Source organism: Planococcus sp. CAU13 (assembly GCF_000775575.1).
Classification (GTDB): domain Bacteria; phylum Bacillota; class Bacilli; order Bacillales_A; family Planococcaceae; genus Planococcus.
On the sequence record NZ_JRGN01000280.1, the window covers coordinates 1 to 5,164 of the forward strand.

At 32.6% G+C, this 5,164-nt stretch carries 3 protein-coding genes; all 3 read left to right on the top strand.

Annotated elements, in window-relative coordinates:
* Positions 1–168 precede the first annotated feature (168 nt).
* Genes KW93_RS13180 through KW93_RS13190 form a run of 3 tightly spaced genes read left to right on the top strand, consistent with a single transcriptional unit; the run spans position 169 to position 4,999 of the window.
* Positions 169–723 carry a recombinase family protein gene (locus tag KW93_RS13180; protein ID WP_033543497.1) on the top strand — a complete coding sequence of 185 codons (555 nt, stop codon included), beginning with the start codon at positions 169–171 and terminating at the stop codon, positions 721–723.
* Positions 723–1,724, top strand: a complete 1,002-nt coding sequence (locus KW93_RS13185) for a hypothetical protein (protein ID WP_033543498.1) — start codon at positions 723–725, stop codon at positions 1,722–1,724. The genes KW93_RS13180 and KW93_RS13185 overlap by 1 nt, the downstream gene beginning before the upstream one ends.
* A gap of 35 nt (positions 1,725–1,759) precedes the next feature.
* Positions 1,760–4,999 (top strand): hypothetical protein, encoded by a 3,240-nt coding sequence (locus tag KW93_RS13190; RefSeq protein WP_033543499.1) that lies wholly within the window; start codon positions 1,760–1,762, stop codon positions 4,997–4,999.
* The last annotated feature ends 165 nt before the right edge of the window (positions 5,000–5,164 follow it).

Genomic DNA, 5,164 nt, shown 5'->3' on the forward strand with positions numbered 1-5,164 from the left:
TTTTAAGTGCAAGATAACGGTTAAAATCATTGCAAAATATCAGTAGAAGTAACAAATCTTCTTCTTTTTTATTGCTTTTTATATCAAAACTCATTTCAAAAACTATTTATCTTAAACGGATATATTTGATATAATTATTCTGATAATATAAGTGGGAAGAGGGATTTTATGATTATCGGATATGCTCGAGTTAGTACAATCGATCAATCGTTGAATTTACAGTTAGATGCTCTAAAAGAATTTGGTTGTGAAGAGATTTTCCAGGAGAAACTGTCGGGAGCAAAAGATGATCGTCCAGAATTGTTGCAAGCAATTAAGATGTCCCGAGCCGGTGATAAATTTGTTGTTTATAAATTGGATAGGTTAGCCAGATCCACAAAACGGTTGATTGAGATTGCAGAACTCCTCCGAGAAAAAGGAGTGGAGTTTGTCAGCATCCAAGATAACATTGATACGGGTACAGCTGCAGGGAAAGCCATGTTTGGAATGTTGTCAGTTTTAGCTGAATTCGAAAGGGATATCATTCGAGAAAGAACGATGGCAGGGTTAAAGGCAGCTCGTGCAAGAGGAAGGAAGGGTGGGCGTCCTAAAGTAAATCAACAAAAACTGAATCATGCAATGGCTCTCTATCATTCGCAAAGGATGAGCGTTAAGGAAATACAAGAAGCCACAGGAATATCTGCAGCAACTTTATATAGACAATTGAAGAAGGAGGCGGAATAATGGGTAAAAAAAACACTCGGAAAAATTCAAAGGTAGGTCCAGATAGAGGTCTTGTACCAGAAGAGGTAGACAAAATTAATAAAGAATTTTACGACGAGTATCCTATTGATTATTTTAATACTAAGCTTCATATTCTGACTGGCATGATTAGTAATCCAACTGAAATCAGTACGTCTTTCAATAATCTGAAGACAATAAAAGTTGGAGTACTCGAATTAAAACCGGATGAAAACATCATCGAAGAATCAGAGCTAGAGAAATTTTCGAAACTTGAACTCTCAAATACTTATTATCATTGCATAGAAACATTTTTAAGGCTTTTTCTTGCTCATATTTCTTTAACACAAAGTCCCTGGTTAGAGATGGCTCGAGAAAGGGATTTTAGAAAATTTAAAACTATATTGTCTTCACTTGCAAAAGAGGAATTTAAATTTCAAAATGCGGAGTTGTCTTTAGATGAAATGATACTTTATGTATTTTATGGTTTTAAAGATGTTTCCCATTGGGAAGGGAGTTTAACAAAGAGTGAAGCAGCAGGAATTTTAAAAAAGTGGATTTCATGGTCTGCTGCACAACTTTTAGAAGTATACGACTACAATGCTTTCAAACATGGGTTAGTGGTTTCTGCTGGAGATAATGGTTTTACCCTAGGTCGACAAGATGACGAAAATAAAATAGAAGAAAAGGGTCAAACTTTAAAGTACATAAATAAAAAAGAAAAACCAGAACGGTGGGTATGGGAAAAACGAGTGGTGTTTGCTCCCTTGGATTTTAGAGGATTTATAATTATTATGCTTACTGACTTAATGAGAAATTTAGTAAAAGTAGGGCGCTTTACATATTTACAAGAAGAAATTGGAGAATTAGTTTTTTATTACAATAAAGATAATATTCCGACGAAACATTATGAGGCAGTAAAAACTAAAAATAACTTTAACGTCTTAGTAAATGGCTACTCAGTTGAGTTACTTTATTTTAAAGAGAATAATCATCATAAATAGAAGGAAATTATAATGGTAATAGGGGGTCGAAATCTGTGAAAGAAAAAGAATTCTATAAAAAAATTCATCCAGACTTGTATTCTGACTCTACAATTTTGAAAAAAAGTAAACTTTCTAAAGAGTTCTTTTCTTACTTCCTAGAAACTTTGACTAGTCAAAGTAAAGAAAAAGAGTTTGAAGATTATTGTAGAAAGTTAGTAGAAATAACTATTTGTCCGAACTTACTTCCTCAAACTGGTCCTACAGGTGGTGGAGATAGCAAGGTTGACTCTGAAACATATCCTGTATCTGAAGCACTTGCAGAGTCATGGTTATTTGGATATAACGATCAAGCCCATAATGAGAGATGGGCTTTTGCAATCAGTGCAAAAAAAGACTGGCGATCCAAGGTTAAGTCAGATGTCAAAAAAATTATTTCAACAAATACGGATTTTGATAGAGGATATAAGAAAATATTCTTTCTCACTAATCAATATGTGTCTGATAAAAAGCGTGCGGAATTAGAAGATAATTTTAAGAGTGATTTTAATATTGATGTTCGTATTCTTGATAAAAATTGGCTTATTGAAAATACATTCAAGAATGAAAATCAGAAAATAGCAATAGACGCTTTTAACATGTCGGATGAATTTGAAGAAACTAAAATCGAGGGTACGTTAGACTTTCAACGAAAAAAGCGTTTAAGAGAGATTGAAGAAGAGTTGAAAAACATAAAAGAGGTCAAGAATGCGAGAAAAGTAAAGCTCTCATCAGAAACTGTGGATTTGGCCCGACAATTGGAACTAGAAAGCACAAGAATGATGGCAATATTGGATAGAAATCTTAGAATTGCTAAGAAGTATGGAACTCCTTTAGAGTATGCCACATCGATATATGATTACTGTTGGACAATGATATGGTGGTATGAAAATAGAGAAGAATTTTACGAAAAGTATCAAGAACTCGAAAATCTTTACAAGGAGAATCAAAACAATTATCCCATACTGAAATTATTATCAACTCTTTGGATAACTTTAAATAATGGGAATTTTAATTACTTGTTAAGAGAAAATAGACTGGAGGAACACTTTGAATTAATAAAAGTAAGTTACGATAGATTTATAAATGACTCTGAAAATCCTAAACGATCCAGCCTGGCTCTTTTTGATTATCAAATGGTTAGAATGCAGAATCCGGAAGAATGGGATTTTGCCGTTGAAGAGTATATAAATCTTCTTCAAGATATGGAGTTTAATAATGATATCGATTTAAAAATGGTAAAAAAAGTATTAGAGCTACCGGTTTTAAAAGATAGCTCTAAATATGATCTATTATTTGAACTACTCATTGAAAAATTAGGAGAGCAATCCCGAAATATTGAGTCATCTCAGTTGCTTCTAACGCGAGGAGACGACTTTATAGAAAAGAGTCCTTATGAAGCAATCCGCTTTTATAGCAGAGCACTGACCAGGTTATATAATGAAGAATCGAAGACAGATTTAGTTCAAACGTTTTTAAAGTTAGGACATGCATTTGAGCAAGTAGGGTTAAAGTGGGGAGCGCGTAGTTACTACGTAAAAGCTTTTGTCGATTCGTTCAATACTTATTTTGATAAAGGAAAAGCTCTCCCAAGCTTATTTCTTTCTATGAGAGCATTAAAGTATTTAGAGATTTTATTGGGAAGAGTGGAGTATTCGATCAAATTTAACGAATTTGAGTTAATCTCCGAGAATATTTATCCGTATCAACTGGACGAAGAAAAAGTATATCAACGCTATCAGCATTATGATTCAATTTTAGCTATGGGTTTTTTGAAACTCCACGCTGAAGTGATAGACAGATATAATCAGTTTCCAGACTATCTAAAGGATTTAGATTTAAATATTTCCTCTGCTTCATTAAAGTATCAATTGGGTTACTACGATAGTGATTTCGTTGAAGCACTCGGTAATACGGAATCAGTGGATGATTTCATTGAAAATTTATTGCACCAACCGGCAATGGATGACCTTCCTAGTAAAATGAATCCATTAATTTTGAAGAGCAAATCAAAGTTAACCTCTAAAATTTTGGGCTGTAATGTCACAATAGAAGCCCCTAACGAAAGTGAAACTTTAGAGTTAGGGGCCACGATATTAGCAATGTTTGAGAACATATTCGCCACTTCTGTGTCAGAAAATATGATTCCAATTATTTCATCATTTGATATTGAGCTTATAATCAATGAAGAAGCAGATTTCTCTTTTAATTACATTCAAATAGAAAATAAAGTTACAATCAATATTTCACAGAAAACCGGAATGTTAAATAGAGAAAATAAAAAGGACATTGATGATAAATTAATGGCAATTACATCCCTGTTTATTTCTCAACTTATTATTAGAGAAGTAGATTTTCAACAGCTAAAAAAAGCCATAGAAGAAGAAAACTCCTTATTTAGATGTGTCAATTTTTCTAGCACGCTCGATACATTTTTGGCTAGTGAAGATATTTTTGATGACTTCTCAAACAAGATAGAAGGAAGAAGTATTTATAAGAAAACAGCAGAAAATAACATAAACTTTTCAATTAAAGTAGTTAAAGACGAAAATTTGGATTCTGTTGAGCCTTCAAAAGTTCATTTCGGTCCACCACCAAATGGAACTGATTTCTCTAAGGTAAAGCATAATGCTATTCATGTTAGTGAAGTGATCTATGCTCCTCTGTGGGACCAGGCTAGCTGGCTGGGCGTTTCTGTTATGTCAGATATTGATTTTCGATATCCTCCAATTCTTGGTTTAGTCTTCAATAATCAGCAAGGGATTAAGATTTTTCAAAAATGGATTAACGAAGATAAGAGTAAGAAAATACGTATCGGAATAATAACCAGAATTGATAAGAAAAATCCTTTATGGTATCGAGTTATTATTGGAGATAATCATGATGTATCATCCTCTGCAAATTCTTCAGATAAAATGATATTTGCTGTTATCAATCGGCTTCATACTATGGAAGCAAGTAATAACAAAAATATAGAAATTTTGAAAGAGTCTCTAAAGAATAATAATGAATTTTTTCTTTGTCCTATTTTAAAAAACGATTTGGGTCTAGGTCCTAATGATTTAAGAGAAGATTTATTTATCAAAATGAACGTGAATCAAATTGTATTAAAAGATGTTTCAGAAATTAAAGAAGAAGATTTTTTTCTTACTCATGGCCTCATGCCATCTGATGAACCAGTCAATACAAGTAATGTTGAGACATATGTTGAAAAAATAATTAAAGAAAAAAAGCGGTTCACGAGTAACCCTAAATAATTTTTGATTTAGGTATTGGTAAAACCAATAATATATATTTTTCGTTCGAAAAGCATAAAAATTAATGGCGAACGTTCGTAAAGTGAATTGACACATTTACGAACGTTCTTTTTGTCGCTTTTCAGCTATTTTTTGAGCGTTCGTAAAAGTGTACTTTTACGAACG